The organism is Bacillus sp. 0209A, from assembly GCF_036765095.1.
Classification (GTDB): Bacteria; Bacillota; Bacilli; order Bacillales; family Bacillaceae; genus Bacillus; species Bacillus subtilis_G.
On the sequence record NZ_JBAIZV010000001.1, the window covers coordinates 185,946 to 212,330 of the forward strand.

A 26,385-nucleotide genomic window follows, 5' to 3' on the forward strand; every position below is an offset into this window, starting at 1 on the left:
TTATTTGAAAGTTTTCCAAAACATTTCTTTCGGAGCCCCTGTGTCTGAAAGCACTTTTTTCTGCGCGGTTTGAGCTGATGGTTCTGTTAAAACGGGCTGCCGGCTTAATTCCGGCAGAGGCAAAGGTTTTCTTCTGATTAAACGCTCACCCGATTCTTTCCAGGCTTCCACAATCAAATGGGCATTCGTGCCGCCATCGGCAAAACAATTGATTGCCGCAGCCGGTGTTGTCTCCTTCCACTCGGCTTGCGATTTACAAAAATACAAATCGGTCTCTTTTATATCAAAATGCGCCATGCTTTCGTCACCTGACAGGAAGGGAACCAATTGTCTATGGTTCAGCATTAAAGCCACTTTAATCAGGCTCGCTATTCCTTCTGCACATAAAGGGTGGCCGATGTTAGGTTTCACTGATCCCAGCCCTAATGGCGCCTTTGAACCGGAACGGTAAATGGCTTGAATGGCCTTCAGTTCAAGTAAATCTGTCACCGCTGATCCCGAGCCATTCGCTTCGAGATAACTGATCTCTTCAGGCTTTTTGCCGCTTTTTCCAAGCGCTGTCTGCATGACATCCTTTTGCGCCTCGAGATTCGGTGAAGATGGGCCTGCTGTTCTTCCGTCATTGTTAATAGCTGCGGCTTTAATGACTGCATATATGGAATCTCCGTCTTCGAGTGCTTGGCTGACGGTTTTAACGAGAACCATACCCACGCCTTCTCCTAAAATGACACCGTCTGCCCGCTTATCAAACATATGGAATGACGGTTTGTCAGATAAAAGTCCGCGTTCCTGAAACATATGATGCGCATCAGCATCAAGCAAACTGACGCCGCCTACAACCGCTGCCTCAATATCTCCGCTCCGCAGAGCTTGAAGGGCCATATTCAGTCCGACCAGTGCAGAGGAACAAGCAGTATCCAGCACAATACTCGGTCCCCTTAAGTCAAAAAATTGCGAGATGTTAGCTGCTAAATAGTTTTGTCCGCCAGCCACAATCGGATTTCTTGCTTTTGAAAGACTGGACGGATCAGGCTTGTGCTGGCTGCGGCCTCCTATATAAACACCAGCCTTCATGCCTTTCACTTCTTTTTCCGTATAGCCGGCGTGATACCACAGCTTCAGGCTTTCCTCCAATACGGCCAAAGCTTGAGGGTCCATCGCTCTGACATCGTTCTCGGACATCATGAAGAAATCATGATCGAATTGGTTCATATTATCAATGAGGCCCGCGTAATTCGAGCTGGAGTGCCCGAATCGTTCAGGCGGTACAGGTTTAATCGCAGCCCGTCCATCCCGAATTAAATCCCAGTATGCCTCAAGTGTTTCCGCTTCAGGGAATCTGCAAGTAAGTCCGATGATGGCGATATCTTCTGCAAGACCCGCCGTTTTCTCATGACTGGTCTGTTGCGGCTGCTGTTCTGGCATGGGTGCCTGTTTCATTGACGATCGCGCCTTGACAGGTGTCTGTTTCTCAGAAACGTTTCGGTGTAAAACAGCTGATACGTCATGTTTTGATATGAGCCAGTTTGCAAAGGATTCTATTGTCGGATATTCAAACAAAATCGATGGATCAATATCTCCATTTAATGTTTGATTCATCTGCTGTACTAGTTGAGCCAATATAATCGAGTCGATTCCGTATTCTTGGAAAGGCTCATCCGTTTCAAAGTCTTCAGCTGCTATCTTCAGTTCATCTGAAAAAAGAGTTACGAGCCATTCGACTGTTTCACCGAACAGGTTGTGAGTGCTGTCTTGCTCTTTTGTCTCAGGGAGTGAGAGAGCTTCAACAGGCATTGACGGCTGTATAAGTTTGTCCGGCTGCCATACGTTTGTATCCGGGATCGCCGGCAGTACGACAGCATGCCGTGTATCTGATAGAATCTGATCCAGCAGCTGTAATCCCTCACCGTTTGTCAAGCTCACCAATCCAGTCTGTTCTAAAGCTTTGCTTCGAACCTCACCTAAACCGGTCTCCTTCCAGTTAGGCCACTGAATGCTGAAAATTGGACATTTATCTTTATGGGCCTCTGCAAAATAATCCATAAAAGCATTCGCCATCGCGTAATCTGCTTGTCCAGCTGCAAGAATAGGGATGGCCGCTGAAACAGATGAAAACAAGGCAAAAAACGCCAATGATTCGTCTTTCAGCAGATCAAACAACGTTTGCAGGCCTTCGACTTTCGGTTCAAGCACCTGTTCGATTTCTTCTAGTGATTTTCTGATAAATGCCGGATTATGATTGTTCACCTTCCCGGCACAATGGATAACGCCGCCAACCGGTCCCATTGTTTCGTGTATGGTCTTCAGGCTCTGTTCAACGGCAAACGAATCGGTCAGGTCCAGAGACAGCACTTGAACTTCCGCACCCATGGCTTCTAGCTCTTGAATGGCGTTTATTTTCTCCGCGAGCGAGACATTTTTTACTGAATTCCACTGATCACGCGGAGGCAGCTCTTCTCGGCCGATGAGGACCAGGCGCTTAACGCCGTATATTTTCACAAAATGCCGGGCACACAACGAACCGAGACCTCTTGTCCCGCCTGTAATAAGCAGGACTTTGTCTGCTGAAAACGATACTTGTTTATGATAAAGACCTGCTGTATCTGCTGATTGCTCTGCCAAATATGCGCGGTACCGCTGGCCGTTTCGATAACAGACTTCAGATTCTGTGCTATTAGCATAAAACTCGTCTGCAACCAGTCTGGCCAACTCCCCATGGGAAGTTGCAGACTCCATATCTGCATGTCTTGATGTAAGATGGCTGTACTCGCTTTGAAGCATGCGGTATAAACCGGCTCGTGAAGCACCGGATAAACGAACAGCTTTATTTTCGAAAGACTCCAGCCCCTTCGTTACACCCAAGATCGTCAAATGATGCTTGCTTGTGCGTCCTTGTTCGATTAGCTTTTGAAGCCAGTTTATCCAGCTTAAAGATTGCTCATGTCTCGTTCCGCAACCGATCAGATCGACTGCTCCAGAGATATGTTCAAAGTCAGCAGAAGATACATGATCGAGCTCTTGACTGTCAAATATACGGTAATTCGAGAAATACTTCGAAAGCTCTTCCGCTAATGCCATTGTCTCCTCGTTTGCTAATATGGCAACGGTTTGATTCGTACGTTCTGCCGGTTCAATCTGACAGTGCTGCCACTGCTTGTGCAGAAAGCAATGCTTAGTATTTGGCTCGGAGTAAGGCACTGCCAAACCGCTGTTTTCAGGCTTGTCTTCTTCATTTGGCAGCCAGTAATACTCTTCTGCAAACGGATAAGCAGGCAGACTGATTCGGCGAGGCTTGTGATCTCCATAAAACCCATTCCAATCGACCTGTAATCCTTTCACCCATAATTCCGCTACTTTATCAAGCCTTTTCTTCTCTATCCATGTTTGCAGCAATGCTTTGGCATCATGATCTGTTTCAAACAGCTTGATTTCGCTTTTCTTCGTTTTCACGTGAGCGGAAAATATGCTGCTGTTTGGCACATCCGCTACATAATCACCTAAAGCTTTGATAACCGCTTCTTTGGAATCCGCCAAAAACGCCAGCCGATAATCCATCGCTTCCCGGCCCGTCTGAAGTGTATATGCCATATCCTCCAGATTGATTTCTTCATTTGAATTCGCGAAATCTTTCATTTCTTTTGCATAGGCCTTCAATTGCTGCTCTTTTTTCGCTGAGAGTACAAATAATGTTGAATGATGCTGCTTTGTCAGTCGATCATTCCTCTTTTCAGCCTGGTATTCTTCTAACACGATGTGGGCATTCGTCCCGCTATATCCGAAAGAGCTGACACAGGCTCTTCTCGGTTTTCCATCGGCCGATTCCCAAGGCTTCAGCTCTGTATTTACATATAAAGGCGAATGTTCAAATTGAAAATGCTCATTCGGTGTCGTGAAGTTCAATGTCGGCACCAGCGTTTTCTGGTTCATACACAACAACACCTTTTGAACACCGGCTACTCCTGCCGCCGCAGATGTATGTCCAATATTGCTTTTGACGGAACCGATTGCGCAAAACTGCTTTTTGTCTGTTTTTTCTTTAAATACGGTGGACAGAGCCTCTAATTCAATTGGATCACCTTGTTTTGTTCCGGTGCCGTGCATTTCTACATAACTGATACTCTCAGGATGTATGCCGTATGTTTCATATATGTCTCTTTCCAGATCCATTTGGCTTTTCGCACTCGGTGCCGTGATTCCGTTTGTTTTCCCGTCTTGATTAATACCTGAGCCAATGATGATGCCGTAAATATGGTCACGGTCCGCTTCTGCATCTTTCAGCCTTTTTAGTACCAGCGCACCCGCACCCTCGCCGGGCACGAAACCATTCGCACCATTATCAAATGCTTTACATTGCCCATCAGGTGAAAGCATGCCGGCCTCACACATACTGATGTAAGATTCCGGCGTCAGGTATAAGCTGACACCGCCAACCAGCGCCATATCAATTTCTTTGTTTATGAGTGCCTGTCGCGCTAAATGTGTGCCGACCAATGAAGATGAACATGCGGTGTCAATAGGAATAGCAGGCCCTTTTAAATTAAGAAAATACGGAATACGCGCCGCGGCGATCGCAAAGCTGTTACCGGTGGCATTTGCCCTTGCCTGCTGATTCAGCATGACCCCATATTCATTGCTCATAATGCCGAGATAAACGCCGCATTTTTTCTCATTTAATGTTCGGGCGTTATATCCAGCGTCCTCAAAGGCTTTATAGCCTTCCTGCAAAAATATTCGATGCTGTGGGTCCATCAGTTCAGCTTCTGATGGCGGAATATTAAAAAACAACGGATCAAAATGTTCAATATCATCAAGCATCCCCATTGATTTACAATAGACTCTCCCTTTTTTGTTCAGGGCAGGATCATAGAATTTGTCAATATCCCACCGTGATGTTGGAATATCCCGAATCGCATTTCTCGCATGAACCAGGTTATCCCAATACTCTCTTACATTCCTGGCGCCCGGGTACCTTCCCGACATCCCGACAATCGCTATTGCATCCTCCCGGTGATCTTGATGAATAGGAGCCGGTTTCTTCTCAGGTTCTTTCTTTATTGGGTATTGAACGGACTGAAGCGGACGCTCTGCCGGCTGTTTAACAGCTTCAGAGACCTTATGTTGATCTTTCATTTCTTGTTTTCTATTAAGATGCGTTCCAAGCTCAGACTTTAGCATCTCGGCAAAATCACGTATCGTTGGATAATCATACACTTTAGTGACTGAAAAAGACGTGCCATATTGCTTATTCACCGCTTTTATCCATTCGAGCCCGGTAATCGAGTCCATTCCGATATCAATGAATGCTTCATCAATATCCACCTCGTGCGGCTCCATAAATAACACGTCTGCGATGCTTTCTCTAAATTCTTCATGCAGCGTTTCAATTGCCCCATTATATTGGCTTGATGCGGATATTTCAGCTGCTGCATATCGAATGGTTGCTGCAGGTTCCTCCTGCAACGGCTGATGGTGCTCAAACCGCTGCAGGGTGATATTATCCGGTTTAGCAACAGGTGCTGCTGTTTTCTGTTTCATCGGCACATACGTCTCCGGTTGCTTCGGAGCATCGCTTTCTGCTGTTTTCTTTCCAGCTTGTGTGCTTAACTCATGCGTTAAGTAAACAGCGAAATCACGTGTTGTCGGATAATCATAAACCTTGGTGACATTTAGTGATGTGCCATACTGTTTATTTATGGCTTTTATCCATTCGAGCCCGGTAATCGAATCCATTCCGATATCTATGAATGCTTCGTCTGGATCAACCTCGCTTTGATCCATGTACAGCACTTCCGCTAAGCTCGCCGTCAGTTCATTGCACAATTCTTCCGCCGAGATCATCTCTGTTTCTGTATCTAATGGAAGCGGAGATGCTGCTCGCTGCAAACGATCCTGATTGGCTGTTAAAGGCTGTAACGTGATATTGGCAGGCTTGCCGCTGGCTTCCCTGTCTATAGACGGCTTTTGAATGACGGACTGTACCGGAACGGGTGGTTCCACCGTTCTTTTTTCCTCAGCCTTTGTTGCATTAACTTCTACCCAATAGCGATCTCTTGCAAAAGGATAGGCGGGTAAACTGATGCGCCGAGGTTTTTGATCCTGGTAGAGCGTGTTCCAGTCGATACGTAAGCCTCTTACCCAAAGGTCTAACACCTTCGTGTACTTTCCTTTTTGCATCCATGCCTCAATTGTTTTTGACATATCTTCATCAGCGGCAAAAGCGGCAATGGTTTCTTTGTTGCGTTTCACTTGTCCTCGAAAGATATATTCACGATCTTCTGTACCGGAAATACATTCAGTCAGCTTTTCTTCAAGCTCCTGCATCGTTTCAGCAACGAACGCCAGACGATCATTCATCGCTTCACGTCCGACTTGCAGGGTATAGGCGATTCGGTGCAAATCTGCTTCAGCATATCTTTGTTCACGAATGGCATGCAGCAATCGTTCCGCCCGTTTCTGAAGTTTTTCTTCATTTTTTGCGGAGAGCACAATGACAGCCGGCTGTTTCTCCGCTGGCGAACGTTCCTGCTCAGACTTCGGAACATACTCTTCTATTAAAATATGGGCATTTACTCCCCCGGCGCCAAATGAAGAGATGCCTGCGATTCTCGGATATTCAATGTCTTTTCCATTGACAGAAACGATCGGCCTCTTCCATTCTTCTAGCTCTTGCTGTACTTTAAACGGTGAGTTAAGGAAATCAATATTCGGATTCAGCACGTTTGAATGCAGGGAAGGCGCAAGCTGCCTGTATTTCATTTGGAGTAATACCTTGGTTAAGCCTGCGATACCTGCCGCACTCTCGCAGTGCCCAATATTTGATTTGGCTGAGCCTATTGCACAATATTGTTTGTCATTCGTTCGTTGCGTAAACACTTTGGACAGCCCTGTCATTTCAATCGGATCTCCGAGTGAGGTTCCCGTGCCGTGCGCTTCGATATAACTGACAGTCCGCGGGTCAACCTTCGCTTCCACAAACGCCTTGTTGATCACATCTGCTTGGGCATTCGGGTTTGGAACTGAGTAACCGTTTGTTTTGCCTCCGTGGTTAATGGCAGTTCCCTTAATGATTCCATATATGTGATCGCCATCTTCAACAGCTTTAGACAATGGCTTAAGAAGCACTGCTCCTACGCCTTCTCCCGGCACATAGCCGTCTCCGCCCTCTCCAAAGCTTTCACATCGGCCTTTGCTGGACATAAATTTGTTCTGCCCAAGCATCAAGTATTTATTTGGGTGGATTGAAACATTCACGCCGCCCGCAAATGCCGCCTCACACTCTCCGCGCTGCAAGCTTTGGCAAGCCAAATGAATAGCGGTTAAAGAAGAAGAACACATAGTGTCCAAAGCAATACTCGGCCCATGAAAATCAAAATAATACGATACTCGATTCGCGATGGATGATGGATTTCCTGTTAAAGCCAGAGACCTGCCCCGCGCCTGCTCTTGCGCCCCATACAGCTGGTATTCTTCGTACATGGCTCCGACATATACCCCGACACTTCCGCCAAGCTCCGAATCACGCTTACGGCCGAGATGCTCTCTTGTATATCCTGCGTCTTCCATCGTTTCATACACGCACTGCAAAAATAGCCGCTCCTGAGGGTCCATTAATTTTGCCTCACGCGGTGAAATATGGAAAAACTGCGGGTCAAACTTGTCTACATCCTTCATAAAGCCGCCCCACTTGCTGTAGGTTTTTCCAGGCTTATCCTTATCTTCGTCATAATAGAGACTATGATCCCAGCGGTCTTCAGGAATTTCCGTAATACAGTCTCGCCCGTCCCTCAGGTTTTCCCACAATTCATTGATGTTGTCTGCCTGAGGATAGCGCCCAGAGATACCAATGATTGCAATTTCCTCTGTTTCCTTTTCTTTTGACTGCTTCTGCCCTTTTTCTTGCAAAGGAAAGAATCCGGACTTTCTTGGGGCAACTGAAATTTCTCTCTTTTCTGGCTCTGAAACTGTTTTTCTATTTCCCGCAACGGAAGGTTTGTCTGTTTCAATTTCCAAGATGTCCAGAAGCTTTTCTCGGTGGGAATCAATAAAATACCGGGTTAATGACCGAATATCCTGATATTCAAAGAACAATGTCTTAGACAAAGACCCAAATACTTTTTCTAATTGACCTGTTACATGCATGATCATTATAGAATCGATTCCATAATCCTCGAGAGGAGCTTCAGCATCAATCTGGCCGGCCGGCAGCTTGATAACCGAAGAAAGCACTTGTTTCACATAATTCTCCGCTTTTTCTCTCAATGTCTCTTCATCGACTCCTAGGACAATGTCTGCTCTTCCCGTATCCTGACTGCCATTTCTTTTTTTCGTATTTTGGGATTCACCTTGACCATGTCCCGTTTCATACAAAAATGCACGAATCCGATTAGCAACACCGGAAGCCACTAATACTTGCGGCTTTTCTGACGCCCAGCCATGGTATAATGCCTGAATCCCATGCCCTGTTTCCATGGCCACCATGCCTGTTTCTTTTGTCAGCATCCTCGCAGTTTCAGCATCAATATGCATGCCCCCGTCTTTCCACAGCGGCCAGCACACCGAAAGAGTTTTTCCATAACGTTTGTGCAGCGCTGCTTGGCCATTTCGATATTCGCTGAATGCATTCATAAATGCATTCGCCATTGCGTAATCAGCCTGCCCCGCGCTTCCCACTGCTCCGGCACCTGAGGAAAAAAAGATAAAGAAGTCAAGCGGAATATCTTTCGTTGCTTCATCAAGATGAATCAGACCGGCTACCTTTGGAGCGAGCACGGTTTGAACTTCTTCTTTCTTTTTCTTAATAATAAAATTATCTTTTATCATACCGGCGCTATGAATGATCCCGTTCAAGCCTCCGTAAACGTTTTGGATCTCTTCTAATAAGTCATTAACAGCTCGTTTCTCTGTCAGATCCGCTTGTCTGTAAACCGCTTGAATACCCACTTTCTGTAAGGCTTGAAGCTGCGACTGCTTCCTTTCATTGAGCGGAGAGCGTCCTGTCAGGATCACAACAGCATCATTCGTTTGGTTTGCGATTTCATTTGCAAAGATGGAGCCAAGGCCGCCTGCACCGCCTGTAATCAGATAAACACCTTTATCTTTCCATGGCATGTCACTTAAGTGCTCGCCAGCAGCCTCTTTCCATTTGCTTACAAACCGTTTCCCTCGCCAATAGCGAATATGCGTGTCACGCGGACAGCGTCTGTTTTCCTCCAATTTTTCGAATAGGTCACTACTAGACATCTCGGTATCTAATTCAATCAGCTGTCCAGTCAGTTTGGGGTTTTCCAGTTCAGCCGTTTTGAGCAGTCCGGTTAAGCCGCTTAATAGCTGCGGCTCGTTCAACACAGGCACCGCCACTTGAATGAATGTATGTCCCCCGGTTTTCGAGTGCAGCAGCTGCTTGATTTCTTCAAATAACTGTACGGCATACACTTCAAACCGTTCATCAATTGCCTCTGTATAATGCTGCAATACTGTACAGTCAAGATCATTTCGGATGCTTTCCAGTTGTTCTCCAAAATCACAGATAACGACTTTATGTGTCTCGGATACTATTAATCCCTGCTCCTCGGCAGGAGCATTTTCTTCCCAAACGTGTTCAAACAGCAGCGTGTCAATTGTCTCAGAAGGATCTTCTGCATCTGCTTCTAACACTCTTGCAGAATAGCCCTTCATTCGCACGCAAACCTGTCCCTCTTCATTGCACAAATCGATATCAAGCTTCTGCATGCGATCCCCAGCTGCACTGCCCTCGCTGTATGTGATCCGCGCCCACATAGATATCTCGCAGCCTTTGAAGATTTGGACATCCTGTATGGCAAAAGGCAGCATTGCCTTTCTGCCTGCTAAACTCGTAATGTGTCCCAGCCTCAAACCGATAGATGCTTGAAATGCCGAATCTATCATGCTCGGATGTAGGACATAATGGTCTTGCGTACCGGAGATCACAAGCGGCATCGTCAATTTCGCAAGAACTCCGTTTTTGCCGGCATATACGCTATCAATCGCTCTGTGGCTGTCACCATAATGAATGCCCATTTCTGCATAAGCCTCGTAGCAATCAGAAGGTGACAGAATCTGCTCATTATCGTTTGCCTTCAGTTCTTCAATGTTTATTACAGGAGGTTCATCAACCTCACAAAGCACTGCATTCCCTTGTCCGTATACAACCGGCGCCTTCTCTGCGCTTTCAGGCTCCTGGCAGATTTCGAATGCAACCTCACCATTTTTCTCAGGATATAAACGTATGTGTATGTCCTTCTGCTGTTCTGTGAAGGCAAACGGCCGAACCCAGACAATATTCCGAAGTCGGAATCCTGTCGGGAACTGATCTCCAGCTGCCTTTTCGACAGCCGCCCGAACCATTTCCAATAAAGCTGCACCGGGTAAAACCCGCTCGCCCTTAATGACATGATCCTTAAAGAAAAATTCACGTCCTGTGAACGTTGAACGGAAGCGTACTCCCGACATGTCAGACACATTTTGATGCAGAAGAGGATGAAGGACATGCCCTTCCCCTTTTGATAGACGAGTCACTGTCTCTGCTTTAGGCACCCAATAACGCACCTTTTCAAAAGGGTATGTCGGCAAGCTGATCCGCTTTGGTTTCTTTCCTTCGTAAAGAAGGGTCCAGTCAATCGCAGCTCCGTTGGCCCACTGCTCCGCAATCAGATCGAGATTTCTTTGTTCCAGCGATTTATGTACCGTTTCGGCGGAAAGCGATAAATCACTTCCTCTTGACATTCGCCCCATCCAGCAATGCTGAATCGTTTCGCGCCCTTCTGCAAAAGCCTTCAATTGTCCGGTCAATTCTTGAATGTCGGCTGCTGCAAAAGCAACCCGCTCTTCCATCGGTTCACGTCCAACCTGCAATGTATAAGCCAAATCTCTAATCTGAATCCCATCATGAAGAAAATCCAAGAGACGTTTTGCATATACACGAAGACGTTCTTGATTACGGGCAGAAAGCGGGATAACAACGGGCATGCCAGAAACTGACGGCAATGAAACGCCATGCTCCGCTGTTTGAGGAATATATTCCTCAAGGATAATATGTGCGTTTGAACCGGTCGCCCCAAAGGAACTGATACCCGCCCGGCGCGGATAAGGGGGGTTTTTCTCATTTTCCCTAATAACAGGTAGCTTCCACTTTGCTGTTTCATGCTGCACATAAAATGGAGACTTTTCAAAATCCACGTACGGATTTAGTTCTTCTGAATGCAAAGAAGGTACGAGAGTCTGATGGTGAAGCTGAAGGGCAACCTTGCTTAAACCGCTGATCCCTGCGGCGGATTCAGCATGCCCGATGTTTGACTTAACAGAACCGATCGAACAGAACTGCCGATCCTCTGTATATTGGCGGAATGCTTTCACCAACCCCTGCACTTCGATCGGATCTCCTAAGGACGTACCGGTTCCATGCGCTTCAACATAACTAATCGTCCTCGGATCAATTCCCGTTTTCTCCAAGCATGCCTCAATAAGGTCAGCTTGAGAAACTGGACTCGGCACTGAAATGCCGCTTACAGTGCCCACATGATTCACTGCACTTCCTTTAATGACGGCATAAATGCGATCTCCGTCTTCCTCCGCCTGGTGCAAAGGCTTTAATAAAACTGCACCGATTCCTTCAGCCGGTACATAACCGTCTCCATCTTTGCCGAATGTACGGCAGTGCCCGTCAGTGGAAAACATATCCCAGACCCCGTATGTCATATATTTATTAGGATGCAGGGACAGGTTTACTCCGCCTGCTAACGCGACATCGCATTCACCGTGACGAATGCTTTCCAGCGCCAGATGTACAGCGGTCAGAGATGAGGAGCATACCGTATCAACCGCCATACTCGGACCGTGGAAATTACAAAAGTAAGACACTCTGTTGGCAATTTGCGCATAGTTAAGAGAGAGGGGAAACACATTTTCCGCTGATGCTTCTTCAGCGCCGACTAATGTATAATCCTTGTGCATGACGCCCGCAAAAACACCTACATGCTGCCTTTTGTTTCGTCCTCTAGGTTTGGCCAAAGTCTTGGGCGTGTAGCCTGCATCCTCAATCGTTTCCCAGCAGGTTTCTAAAAACAGCCGCTCCTGAGGGTCCATTGTCTCTGCCTCTCTCGGCGTGATTCTGAAAAATTGAGGATCGAAGCAGTCTGGGTCGTCAATAAATCCGCCCCATTTGGAAATGTCCTTACCTGAAGGAGATGTGATTCCTTCAAATCGCCGCCAATCCCAGCGCGACTCAGGAATTTCGCTAATGCAATCCTTACCCTCTTTCAGATTGTTCCAAAATTCATGAATATTGTTTGCCTTCGGATACCTGCCCGCCATGCCGATAATCGCAATGTCGCCCGATTGCTCAAAAGATGCAACACGAGAAGAGTCTGTTCGTCCGCTTGTCCTCCGTCCTTCGGCAATTGTATCGCCGATTATGCTATTGGAGACGTGTTCTCTTTCAATTTGATCAAGGGAACCAGCGGCACTAAAATGCTCACCATAATCCTCGGTAAGAAACGCTGACAACTCCGCAATGGTGGTATGCTCAAACAGGAGAGTCGGCGAAAGGCTCTCACCGATCTTGTCACTGATCGTTTCTACCACTTCAAGCAAGCCTGATGAATTCAATCCCATTTGGTAATAGCCGACATGCTTTTCAATTTGTTCGATCGGTTTATTTATTTTGTCTGCGATTAATTGGCTTACAAACTGTTCAGCCCCGCCATAGGAATCCATACTGCCGGATGAAGATACCGTATCTGCAGCTTGAGTATGCTCGGCTGCGTCCTTTCCTGTCTCTTGTTTCTCCTGTGCATCCTGATGCTTTCCGCTAATCAGCTCTGCTTCACGCACTAGTTTGCTTGTGAAGTTTTTCAGTTCAGCTACTTTTTCACCGGAAGCATTGAAAAATTCAAGTGTTACATAAATCAGCTCTTTTTCCTGACGGACAGAGGAACGCTTAATTCTGGTCATGCAATGTGTCTGCAAAAGTGCTGAAGCGGAAAAGGATTCATAGAACAGAGGCAAATACAGCCTCTGTTCCCCTTTAAGCAAAGATGTGAGCAGATTGTTGGCACCCACCCCGCTCCCGTCTATGAGAGTCGGATGAAACATAAAGCCTTCTGCATGCTGCATGGCTTCCGAGCCGAGAGAAAGATCGAGAAGGACGCCGTCTTCCTCTTCATGGATGCAGCCTTTCGCTTTCATATATTCACTGTGCACCAATTCCTGACGTCTGCATTGTTCATATACATCATTAAGCTGAACAACGTTCTGCGCAGCTGCTTGGATCTGGTTGAAATCCAGAGTTTCTTCAAAAACAGCAGGAGAGTGGGTATGCATATCAGCCTTCATATAGAGCTTTTCTTCTGAAGCTTCATTCCCTTCGCTTTTTTCAATGCCTTTGGCTGTGATTTGCCACTTTCCTTCTTTTGTCTCCGCACATTGGATATCGAGAGCGATTACCGCACCCTGTCCCACCGTCAGCGGCTGATAGATGGATAAATTCCGCAGCTGAAGCTCTGAGCAGGTGTAGCCGTGTTCTCTGAATATCTGGTAGATCATATCGATATAGGCCAATCCCGGAAGGACATGTTGTCCGTAAACCACATGGTGATATATAAACGGATTTTTTAACGATAATGTGAGTTGTTTCGTTATTTTTTTCACGTTAGACCTCCACCTCATAAGTATCCCATATGTTTGCCGTATCCATTTTTAAGGTCTCCGCTTCCGGCTTTGACTCGCCATGCGAAAACGCGCGTTTCTTTAATTGGGGAGGCGATATCGGACTGCGCTTGATGGCGCGTTTTTCATCTCTTTCCCACGCCTCTACGATGACATGAGCATTCGTCCCCCCATCGGCAAAGCAGTTAATGGCTGCAGCAGGCCGCAAATCTGTCCAGTTTTCCAACGTTCGGGTGAACGTGATATTCGCTTTCTGTTGATCGAAATGCGCCATCTCTTTTTCACCTGATAAAAATGGGACGAAGCGTCGCTCTTTCAGCATCAGTACAACCTTAATAAAGCTGGCGATCCCTTCTGCACATAGCGGATGCCCGATGTTCGGCTTTATTGAGCCAAGAGAAAGAGGCAATGAGTGACCGGAACGGTACACCGATTGGATCGCTTTCAGTTCAAGCAGATCGGTTACCATTGAACCTGACCCGTTTGCTTCAAGATAGCTGATGTCCTCTGGTTTTTTCCCGCTTTTGGCAAGCGCGTCTTTCATGACTTCCTTTTGCGCCTCCAGATTAGGTGTTGCCGGCCCTGCCGTTCTTCCATCATTATTGACCGAGGCCGCTTTCACGACAGCATATATGGTATCTCCGTCTTCCAGAGCCTGTTTTACTGTTTTTAACATGACCATTCCGACGCCTTCACCTAATACAACTCCGTCAGCACGCTCATCAAACACATGGAAGGATGATTGCTTGCTTAAAATGCCGCGCCGATCAAACAGCCTGTGAGAGGCATCTGAGCTTAACAAGCTGACACCACCGACTAAAGCAGATTGAATATCACCGCTGCGCAGAGCTTGAATGGACATATTCATGCCGACCAAAGCTGATGAACAGGCTGTATCTACTACAACGCTCGGGCCGCGGACATCGAAAAATTGTGAAATATTAGCCGCTAAATAATTTTGGCCGACTGTCACGATCGGATTCTTCGCATGGTGAAGAATCTCTTCATCAGGTTTGTGCTGGCTTCTTCCTCCAATATAAACGCCGACTGGCTTCCCCTTTATTTCCTCTGGAGTATATCCGGCGTGATACAAGAGCTTCAGACACTCTTCCAATACGAGTAATGCTTGCGGGTCCATCGCCCTTACGTCTTCTTCATGAAGCAGAAAGAAATCAGGGTCAAAATGGCTGACGCCATCAATCACGCCAGCATAATATGGCGTTTTACAGCCCCAGCGTTCTGCCGGAACCGGACCGATTGACGAACGTCCCTCAGATAATAATGACCAATAGGTTTCCAGCGTATCTGCAGACGGAAAGCGACAAGACAGCCCGACAACGGCAATATCTTCAGCGTGAGAGTCCGGTGAAAGAGTCGCCGGCGCCTGTATCTGGGCGGCAGGAGCACGCTCCTTCGCAGTGGCAGATACGCCTGCCTCCGTTTTGTTCTCCAAAGGTGCTGATGTATCCGATATCCCGCCTCCGAATAGAGCGGACAGCATTTCGGAATAAGAGCCAATCAGCCAATCTGCGAACCTTTGAATTGTCGGGTATTCATATAGAATAGATGGATCGAGCGCTGCTTCTAGTTTGCGGTTTATACGCTGAAGCACCTGTGCCAAAATGATTGAGTCCACCCCATAATCTTGAAATAAGACATCAATCTCGAAATCTTCACGTTCAATTCTCAGCTCTTCGGTAAACAAATCAACCAGCCAGGACTGTGTTTCAGATAATAGTCCATCATTTTTGAAAATTTCAGCGGTCCCATCGATGTCTTTGACCAGCGGGCTCTGTAAAGTCAATTCGCGTAAACCGTCCTCATGCTGTTTTCTCCGCTTCATCAGCAGCTCCGGCTCCCAATTGATTTGATTCGCCACCGCAGGGAGAACAACTGGTTCGAGCGTTTTAGATAAGATTTGATCCAAAAAACGCAATCCTTCTGAATTCGTAATGCTCAACAAACCGCTTTCTCGATATGCATGATTTGTTACTTCACCCATACCGGTTTCTCTCCAATTTGGCCACTGAACACTGATGATCGGCGTATTTTTCTGATGTGCTTCTGCAAAATAATCCATATAGCTATTTGCCATAGCATAGTCTGCTTGTCCCGCCGAAAGCTGCGGAATAATGGCTGAAACAGAAGAAAATAGTACAAAAAACTGTAATGGCTCGTTACACACGTGGCGATATAGTGTTGTCAGCCCAGCCACTTTAGGCTCCAGCACCCGCTGAATATCATCGGCCGTTTTACGGATGAAGGCCAAAGTATCCATATCTGTCAGACCTGCGCAATGAATAACACCGCCAATCGGCCCTAAGGTTTTCCTGATATGTTGCAGCGTTTGCTCAACAAGAGCCTCATCAGATAAAGGAAGCGACAGCATTTGCACTTGCACACCCTGTGCTTCCAGTTCCCGGACTGCATTGATTTTTTGTGCCGAGGATGTGTTTGCTGTCTCCAAACGAGCCCACTCCTCTCGCGGAGGAAGCTGCTCTCGTCCAGTCAGCACCAGCTTTTTCACTCCATAGTGCTTCACAAAATGCCGTGCGCATAATAGCCCGATGCCTCGCGTCCCGCCTGTAATGAAAAGTACATGCTCTTTCGGGAAGGCCATGCTTTGATCGGCTCCCTTACCTGTTTCAGGATGCGCTTTAAGAAAGGCCTGGTACCGCAAACCGTCTCTGTAACAAACCTCCGCATCATGGGAGTCCGTATAAAACTCATCTGCGATCTGCTTCGCAAGGCGATGATGGTCAATAACCTCCTCTGCATCCATATGTCTTGATGTAAGGTGGCTGTACTCGCTTTGAAGCATCCGATACAAACCAGCCCGCGAGGCGCCTGCCATCCGGACGGAAGTGTTTTGGAACGATTCCAGTCCCTTCGTCACACAAAGCAGCCTGAGCCCCTCTTTGTGCCCGAATTCAATCAGCCTTTGCACCCATTCAATCCAATCCAGCCGGCCTTCATCTTCTTCACCGCAGCCGATGACATCTACTAGACCGCCAAACTGTTTCCAATCGATGTCTGACTGATTACCGTCTAACCGGCTCACATCTAATAAGAGATGATTCGGAAAATACGCAGACACTTCAGCAGCCAAATCTGCTGTCTCTGGATTGCTCAGGATGGCAACCGTCCGAGTCCCCGGTACCTTTGAGCCAACCGGGCTCAACCTCCATTGTTTTGTCAAAAAACATGCAATGCGCTTTTCACTAGCATTAACTAGTTCTTTCTTGTCCGGTTCTGAATGTTCCTTTGCCGGTACCCAATAGTGATCCTTCGCAAATGGATATGAAGGGAGACTGATCAGGCGCGGTTTGGTCTCGCCGTATAATGTATTCCACTGGATCGCCACGCCTTTGACCCATAGATCCGCAAGTTTGGCGTATTTTCTTTTTCTGATCCAAGCATCCAGTGCCATTGCCATATCCTCATCTGCTGTAAAAATGGTCTGGGTTTCTTTATAGCGATTAGACTGCCCCAGGAAGAATTCACCAGTTTCTTCCTTACCGTCAACAAACGCTTGCAGTTTTTCTTCAAGTTCCTGCATCGTCCCCGCAATACATGCCAGACGCTCATCCATTTCTTCTCGCCCGACTTGCAGGGTATAAGCGATGCCGTGCAAATCTTGATCTGTATATTTTTTCTTGCGAATCGCCTCCAGCAATTGCGAAGCACGATCCCTTAGCCTATTTTTATTTTTAGCCGACAGCACAATCATGTTTGGCTGTTCTGATGCCATTTGTTTTGAATTGGCTTCTGGAATATATTCTTCAATCACAATATGTGCGTTTACTCCGCCAATCCCAAATGAACTGATTCCGGCACGGCGCGGAAGCTCGTTTCCATCACGATCTGTGACAGCCTTCCATTCCTGTTTTTCCTGAACAATGTAAAACGGACTGTCAGCCAGCTGAAGATAAGGATTAAGAGTCTCGCAATGCAGGCTTTTCACTAACGTTTTATGCTTCATTTGCAGCAGCACTTTGATCAGACCTGAAATACCTGCGGCAAGCTCTAAATGTCCGATATTGCTTTTAACTGAGCCGATGCCGCAACGGTGATCCGGAATGTCCGGCTGGCTGCCGCCTCTCTTATTGGATAATTCCTTAAACGCGGCTTTCAGCCCGTTTATTTCAATCGGATCCCCCAATTCAGTCCCCGTTCCATGGGCTTCGATATATGTGACCGTGCTTGGATCTATGCCTGCTTGGCGATACGCACGCACTAACAGATCAGTTTGTGCTTTCGGATTAGGTGATGTCAGGGTATTGGCTCTTCCACCGTGATTTTCCGCCGTCCCCCGAATAACGCCGTAAATGTGATTCCCGTCGCGCTCCGCGTCTGCAAGCTTTTTCAGCATGACCATTCCGACACCTTCGCCTCTGACATAACCATTGGCATCGGCGGAGAAGGTTTTACACCTGCCGTCTTTGCTGAGCATGCCAGCCTTGCTGTAGCTAATGTGCGCCTCCTCGGTTAGGATCGTGTTCACGCCTCCTGCGATCGCCATCTCACAATCGCCGATTTGCATCGCCGTCACAGCACGGTGAATGGCTACAAGAGAACTGGAACAAGCGGTTTCAATAGGTTCACTCGGACCATGGATATTCAGAAAATAACTCATTCTATTCGGGCCAACCGAAGGAATCATATGACCTGTAGCCGCATGGCCTTCAATTGGAAGATTCGCTCTATGGAATAGGTCTTTGTAACCTGTGTTTCCAGTACCGATAAAGATACCCGTCCCTGTACCCGAAAGGCTTTGCGGCGAGCACCCTACATCTTCCAGTGTCTTCCATACATACGTCATTAACAGACGTTGCTGAGGGTCTACATAATTGGCTTCCCGCGGCGAAATACCAAAAAACAACGGATCAAACTCTGCTACACCATCAATAAATCCGCCCCATTTGATGTCGGTTTTATTGGCTTCAGTGTCAGGGTTTCCATAATGCTCCCGCCAGTCCCATCGATCTTTTGGCACTTCTGTGATGCTGTTTTTGCCTTCCTCAAGGTTTCTCCAAAATTCATCTATATCCATAGCGCCAGGAAATCGGCCGCTGATGCCGACAATTGCAATCGGTTCAAAATCGGCAGTCTGCTTTTTGCTTGTTTCTTCTTTTGCAATAACAGGCTGTTTGAAGCGGTGCTTTCTGCGCGTTGTACTTTTTGGAACTTCAGAGGTTATTGTCTGTAACTCTTCTTGCCCCTCTGATTCTGCGCTCTCCTGAACAAAAGTCTCCTCAAATTCATCTATCAAATATTCAGCCAGGCTTTGGATGCTTCCATATTCAAAGAAAACGGTCGGCGTTACTTCCAAGTGATAGGTTTCGTTGATCTTGTTTGTAAAGACCGTAAATGTAACCGAATCAAATCCGTATTCACTCAGCTCTGTCCTGACATCAATATCTTCACTATCTACTTTTAAGATCGCACTGACCATGTTGCCTAATGATGCTCTCAGGCTGTTTAAACTGTGCAATGAGCTTGACGTTTCATCTGTGTCATTAACAGCAGCATCTTGATTCAATTCTCCCGGATACGCCGCAATTACATATTCAGTCAAGCTTTGGATGCTTCCATATTCAAAGAAAATGGTCGGCGTTAGTTCCAATTGGTATGCTTCGTTAATCTGATTTGTAAAGACCGTAAATGTAACCGAATCGAATCCGTACTCACTCAGCTCTGTATTGACATCGATATCGTCGTTGTTTACTTTTAAAATCGCTCCAACCATTTGAATCAAAGACGCTTCTAATTTTTGAATTTGACCGTGAGCCTGATCTGCGTTTTTCTGCTCTTTCCGTTTGGCTGTCGTTCCTGTAGAAAGCAGTTTTTGCTTCATTTTCTGAAGCTGTCCTTCCATCACAAAAACTTGCGGCTTATCAGATGCTATTCCTTGATAAAATGCTTCCAAGGCGCTATCTGTTGGCATCGGGACCATTCCCATGGTTTTCAGCATTCTCTGTTCAACTTCAGCGCCGACTTGCATACCGCCTTCTTCCCATAACGGCCAGTTAAAGGAAATGGTTGAGCCGAATCGCTCCTTTGATACCGCAAGGGAACGCCGGTATGCAGCAAATGCATCCATAAACGTATTGGCTGCCGCATAATCAGCTTGTCCAGCGTTTCCTAAACTTCCGGAAACAGATGAGAATAAAATGAAAAAGTCCAATGGAAAGTCCTTGCTGCATTCGTCTACATGGAACAAACCGCTTACTTTTGGCTGCAACACTTCTTGAAACTCTTCATTCGATTTATGAACGATGAAGTGATCTTTAATGCTGCCTGCACCGTGAATGATTCCGTTGAGTGTGCCATACTTTTCTTTGATTTCCTTCATGAGACGCCGAACCGCTCTCTGATCACTGACATCAGTCTCTCGATAGACAACCTCCGCCCCCATGCTTCGCAGAGTCTCCAGTTCATTTTTCTTACGCTCACTTAAAACAGAGCGTCCCGTCAGCACAATGGTGCATCGAACGGCTCGATCGGCAATTTCCTTTGCAAACAGAAGGCCTAAGCTTCCTGCTCCGCCTGTGATGAGATAAACGCCCTCGTCTCTCCACGGCATATGATGCTCATCAGCGGAAGGCAGAGCCATTTCCCGCCAGCCTTTCACAAAACGGTTTCCAGCCTCATATCGAATCTGTTTATCAGCAGGCCTCCGGCAGTCGTCTTTCAGCTTGAAATGAAGATCATTCATCTCTTCAGGCTTCTCGATCTCGATGACCTGAGCTGTAAGTTTGCTGAATTCTAATTCAGCTGTTTTAAGCAGACCGGAAACACCAGCAAACAATTGTTTCTCTTTATTCAGCGGAACGATGGCTTGAATGATGACACGGCCTGCAGAATGCTCACGGATCTTTCTTTGCACGAGCTCAAACACGTTCTGCGCGTATAACTGATAACGTTCTGCAATATGCCCTTCAGCTTCATTCAGAGTTATGACACGGGCATCCTTCATGTTTGATGTAAGGCTGTCTATGACACTTCGTTCAGTTTCAAAGAGAACAACGATATGCTCTGCGAATGAAAGGTCCTCGTCCACAAATCCGCCATTCTGTTCTCTCCATACCGGCTCGAGCATTAAGCGTTCATGCCGCGGTGAAGACTTTGATGAGTGAACCTCCCCTTCCAATACTCTCGTGGAGAACCCTTTGATCCTGACACATACGTCTCCGCTTTCGTCAATGACATCGATATCCGCTTTCTGAACAATATCCCCGGAGTGATGGCTGTCACTTAAACGAGCATAAGCCCACATAGAAGACGAACATCCATTGATCACCTCAAGCTCTTCAAGCGCAAATGGCAAAATCAGCTTCTGATCCGTCAATTCCTGCATGATGCATATTGTTGCCGTCTGCAAGACGGAGTCCATGATACTTGGATGCAACACAAACTGTTCCTTCGTTCCAGAAACGATTTCTGGAAGCTGCAGCTGCGCCAAAACCTCTTTGTTTCCTATATTCACATTCTTAATCCCTTGGAAGGCCGGACCATGGAACATCCCCCTGCTTCTGCCTTCTGCGTAAAATTGATCAGCTGACATCTTTCCTTTGCCGCAGCGGCGTGATATTTCAGTGAGATCTGCGACCGGCGTTTTGGCGGCAGATACCAGCTCCGCACTGCCTTGACTATGAATAACCGGGTCGGCCCCGTCTTCCTGTGTACTGTAAATGTCAAAAGTGATTTTTCCATCTTCTTCAGGAAAGAGACCGATATCCACTTGAGCCGAATGTTTGTCAACCACAACAGGCTGAACCCAGACTGTATGATTCAATCTGATTCTGACCCCTTGGCCATTATCGCTTCCTGCCGCCTGCTTGATAGCCGCGCGGGCCATTTCTAGGTACGCAACACCAGGGAGCACCGGCTTTCCTCTTACCACATGGTCTCTCAGAAAGAATTCCTCACCAGTGAAAACCGAACTGAATTTCTGTTCAGAAAAATCAGATGTATTCTGATGGAGCATCGGATGAATGGAACCGGTCTCTGTCTGATTTCCGGATATATGACTCGGCGGCTTGCAGTCAGCCTGAGACGGCCAGTATCGTTCCTTTGCAAATGGATATGTCGGCAGACTCATTCTGTATGGACGCTCATCTTTGTAAAGCTGCATCCAATCTATATATGCTCCCTTGCTCCAAATTTCCGCAAGCTTGTTCACTTTTCCTTTGGCTATCCACTTACGGATCAGTTCGGCGCTGTCCTCGTCCTCCGTCAGCCATGAAACTTCCCTAGAATTCTGCTGACTTCCTTGAAAACAGCCTTCAATCACTGTTTTTCCACTGATAAAATCTGTGAGCTTCTGTTTTAACTCATTCACATGATCGGCAGTAAAGGCAACGCGATACTCCATCGCTTCCCGCCCGACCTGAAGGGTATACGCAAAATCAGGCAGCTGTTCGTTCTCAAGCCCTTTTCTATCCAAATAGGCCATAATATCTCGTACATACTCCTGCAGTCTCTCGTTATTTTTTGCCGAGATCGGTATGATACAGGTCCCGTCTATCTTTCTCTTATCAGAATCCTTTTTGTATTGTTCAAAAATGGCGTGAGTGTTTGTCCCGCCTAGCCCGAACGAGCTAAGTGCAGCCCTGTGCGTTTTGATATCACGGCTTAACGTTTTCTTTTGATCGACGACGTAAAAAGGAGAGTTGGCTAAATCTATATTTGGATTCGGCTCCCTATAATTGATACTCGGTGCCAGCTCCTGATGATAAAGACTCATCACGACCTTAATGCAGCCCGCCAGACCGGCAGCTGTATCTAAATGTCCGATATTGGTTTTGACCGACCCAATGCCGCAAAATTGCGTTTTATTTGTATATTGCTTGTAAACGTTCGTTAAAGCCGCCAGCTCGATTGGATCTCCAAGCTTCGTTCCGGTTCCGTGCGCTTCCACATAGCGGATGGTTTCAGGCTGTATCTTCGTTTGATTCATGACCTTTTGCACCACATCAGCCTGGCCTTTGACGCTTGGAGCATAAAAACCGACTTTGTCAGCGCCGTCGTTATTTACACCTATGCCTCTCAGCAAAGCATAGATATGATCTCCGTCTTTTACAGCATCAGCCGCTTTTTTCAGCAATACTACGGCAACACCCTCACCGCCTATCATTCCGTCAGCTGATGCGTCAAAAGCTTTAATATGTCCGTCGCTCGAAAAGTTCAGTCCCGGCTGATGCATATATCCGATATTTGACTCGGTATGGAGCGTAGCACCGCCAACTAAAGCATAAGCAGATTCACCCGACAGCAGGCTTTTATAGGCAGAATGCAATCCAATCAGGGACGATGAGCAGTTAGCATGGACAAAATAGCTTGGCCCTTTCAGCCCGAGCTTATGAGAAATCATTGTCGGAATCGTCCCGCTCTGCGCAAGCACCCACGAGACATAACCATCCGGCGTTTCCAGACTCTCTGTTGTATCTGACGGCAGCAGCGCGCGATAAGAATTGTTGCTTGCCGACATAAAAACACTGGTTTGCGGAATCTGTTTCGCAGCATAACCGGCATCTTCTATTGCTTTCCATGAGTGAGTCAGCAGCATTCGAAACTGTGGATCCATAAATTCAGCGTCTTTAGGAGAGATTTGAAAGAAGCTTGGGTCAAACTTGTCTTTGCCATCAATAGAAGATTTAGCTGGGACATAGTCGGCATTTTCCGCCATCTCCACTGAAATGCCAAAGCGCTGAAGCTCTTCTTTACTGAAAAACGTAATGCTTTCCTTGCCGTCTCTGAGGTTCTCCCAAAACTCATCATGATTTTTCGCCCCTGGAAATTCACACGATATGCCAATAACCGCTACACTATCCTCATAATAATCTGGCAGATCGTTCCCCTCGAAGGACTGATCTATATAAGCTGCCGGTTCTGTCGGCACAGAGATACTTGTATCCGCCATTCGCTGTTCAGTGATGTATTGGCTGATATTTTTGATCGTTGAGTACTCAAACAGGTCTGTGACAGAAAGTTCACAGGATAATTCATGTTTGATGCGGTCAGCCACAGTAACCGCGAGAAGCGAATCACCGCCCACATCGAAAAATCCGTCTTCCCGTTCAATGTCAGTCATTTTCAATACATCCTGCCAAATGGCCAATACAGCATCCTGAATGTTCTTAGGAGAGATCTCTCTTTCTTTTGAATGCTTCGCAGTTAGTCCCCTATTCTTAAGTCTATTTCTGTCTATCTTTCCGTTCGGTGTTAACGGCATATGGTCAAGCTGAATAAAATAAGAAGGCACCATATAGGCAGGCAAAGCGTCTTTCACATAATGACGCAGCTCTCTTCCTGCAAGAGAAGTATTTGCATGTTTAGCTTTAGCTGTATAATAGGCAGCAAGCTTATCCATTCCATTCTCTTCAGCCGCGACCACGACGCATTCCTGAATGCCGGGATGCTCACTGAGCCTGCTTTCAATATCGCCAAGTTCAATACGGAATCCGCGTATTTTCACCTGATTATCAATACGGCCTATATATTCAATTTGTCCTCCCGGAAGCCAGCGCGCCATGTCTCCCGTTCTATAAAGCTTCGATCCAGACTCAAAAGGGCTGTCAATGAATCTCGTATTCGTTAATTCTGGCTTTTTGTAATAGCCTTTCGCCACGCCGTCCCCCGCAATGCAAAGCTCTCCGGGAACGCCAGCCGGTACTGGTGCAAGCTGAGAATCCGTAATATAGATTTGTGTATTGGCGATTGGCCTTCCTATCGTGGCATGAGAGCATTCTTCATTAATACGCTGAACCGCTGACCAGATGGTTGTTTCGGTTGGCCCGAACATATTCCAAGCTTCGCTGCCCGTATGTAAGAAATATCGTTTTAATGTCTCGGGCAAAGCTTCGCCTCCGCATAGAATTTTCACCCTCTCTTCATTTTCCCAGCCTGAATAAAAGAGCATCTTCCATGTAGCCGGCGTTGCCTGCATCACTGTCGGTTTGATTGTTTGGATGTCCTGTTTCAGTTTTTCAACGTCTTTCGTATGCTCCGTTTGGCAAATATGGCAGTGTGCGCCCTTTATCAAAGGTAAATATAACTCCAGAGCCGCGATATCAAAACAGTAGGTTGTGACAGCGAGCATGTTATCCTCTGGTGAAAGACCTGGTGTTTCTCCCATCGAAACGAGAAAATTGGTTAAAGCTTTATGCGGTATCATGACACCTTTTGGCTTTCCTGTGCTGCCGGATGTATAAATAACATATGCCAAGTTTTCGGGCGTGACAGTGCGTGTAAGCACTTTTCGATCAGAGGCTGTTTGAGCGATCTCATCCCAGTCTTGATCTAACAGAGCAGTCTTGACACCGCTCCAACTCAACGTGTTTACTAATTCTGATGTCGTCAGCGTGATGGAGACTTCACTGTCCTCCAGCATGTACTCCAGTCGCTCAGCCGGATAGGAAGGGTCAAGCGGCACATATGCTCCTCCAGCCTTGAGAATCGCCAATAATCCCACCAACATGTCCAGCGACCGATCCACATAGATTCCTGTCAAGCGGTCCGGACCCACTCCATGCGCCTGCAAATAAATGGCCAGCTGTGTGCTTCTTTCATCAAGCTCCCGATACGTCAATGTTTGATTTTCATAGCTGACAGCCGCTCGATCAGGCGTCTTTTTCGCCTGCTGCTCAAATAATTCATGAAAACATGTATATGGATACGTTTTGCCAGTGTCGTTCCATGTTTTAAGAATTATCTGCTCCTCTGCTTCAGGCAATAAAGAATACTCTTTTAAAGGCTGAGAAGGATTCAACACTGCCTGTTCTGTTACATAAACAAATTGATCGAACATCGCGGATACAGATGCCGCATCAAATAGCCCGGTATTGTATTTAATGTTCAGCTCCATTATTTCTTCAGTTTCCCAAAGTTCAAATACTAATTCGTATTCACCCTCTTGATGAATACGCTCAACGAAATCGACAGAAAAGAAGTCAGCATAGCGGCTCAACAAGTTTTGATAGCTGCCGGATTGAAGAAAATTCTGATAGAAAAAAGCAGTTTGAAACACCGGTGAGCCCGCTTCGCTGCGAGGAATTTTCAAATCCCTCACCATTTTCGGAAACGGATAAGCTGCATGATCAAGCCCATCCAACATGGTAAATTGCAATTTAGCCACAAATTCAGAAAAAATATCTGCCGGGTTCAGCTCACTGCGAATCGGGAGCATATTAAGAAAATGCCCAATGGAAGCATCAAATCTTTCTTCCGGTCTCACCATCGCCGGCATGCCGACAATCTGTTCCTTTTGTCCGGTATAGCGGCCCAACAGCATCATATAGCAGCTTAAGAATACCGTCGAAACATTCACAGAATGCTCTTTCGCAAACGTCCTGACCCGATTCATGAAACCGCTGGACAGCTGCCGGGTATATGTATCCTCTTCAAACTCAGAATCGGCTGAACTTGTGCTGACCTTAGGCAGCTGAAGGCTCGGCAAAGTTCCCGATAGCTGTTTCTGCCAGTATGAACGATGCTTCGCGCCGTCTTTTCCGGCAAGCATGTTCTGCTCCCAGGCCGCAAAATCGTGATAAATGGCAGGAGAAACAGTTATTTCCGGCTGCTGTCCTTCTAAAAGAAGCTTATAGCTGTCAAACAGACTGCGTATAAATGTTACAGACGAAACCCCGTCAAAAATCAAATGGTGAATGACAACTAGTAAAAACTGCTCTTGTTCAGATC

Annotated in this window: 2 protein-coding genes (1 of these 2 cut by a window edge); both read right to left on the reverse strand. The window is 46.7% G+C overall.

Annotated features, from left to right (window positions below; translation table 11 throughout):
* Positions 1 to 13,683: a type I polyketide synthase gene (locus V6D44_RS00645; protein WP_333516216.1), complete on the reverse strand. Its 13,683-nt coding sequence runs from the start codon at positions 13,681 to 13,683 to the stop codon at positions 1 to 3.
* On the reverse strand, positions 13,667 to 26,385 hold the 3' portion of the coding sequence (locus tag V6D44_RS00650) for an amino acid adenylation domain-containing protein (protein WP_333516217.1). 2,428 nt of this gene lie beyond the right edge of the window; 12,719 of the gene's 15,147 nt are visible here — the last part of the coding sequence; its start codon lies beyond the right edge, outside the window — the gene reads right to left on this strand; it ends in the stop codon at positions 13,667 to 13,669. The genes V6D44_RS00645 and V6D44_RS00650 overlap by 17 nt, the downstream gene beginning before the upstream one ends.

What these genes read in the sequence shown, in the direction of transcription:
- V6D44_RS00645 (WP_333516216.1), bottom strand. Translation starts at nt 13,683, where the DNA reads ATGAGGTGGAGGTCTAACGTGAAAAAAATAACGAAACAACTCACATTA.